The organism is Chryseobacterium sp. SIMBA_029, assembly GCF_046535275.1.
Taxonomy (GTDB): Bacteria; Bacteroidota; Bacteroidia; order Flavobacteriales; family Weeksellaceae; genus Chryseobacterium.
In genome coordinates, this window is the sequence record NZ_JAWRXA010000805.1 from 1 (window position 1) to 240 (window position 240).

The window sequence follows — 240 nt, forward strand, 5'->3', positions numbered from 1 at the left end:
CTCATCATATACTGCATCAAACTTCAGCCCTTTTTTCTTAAAATAATCTGCAATCTGTATGGCTCCTTTTTGTCCGCCCACTTCTTCATCAAAACCAAAAGCAAGGTAAATATCACGTTGCGGTATTTGTTTATTTTTAATCAAATTATTCATGGATTCCATTAAGGAAAAAAGCATTCCTTTCATGTCTATAGCTCCTCTACCGTAGATTCTTCCGTTGGCAACAGCTCCTGAAAAAGG

Annotated in this window: 1 protein-coding gene; it reads right to left on the reverse strand. The window is 36.7% G+C overall.

Annotated features, from left to right (window positions below):
• Nucleotides 1-240 (reverse strand): M20/M25/M40 family metallo-hydrolase (locus tag SB679_RS26140; protein ID WP_410705318.1); only part of this gene is annotated, 240 nt, incomplete at both ends.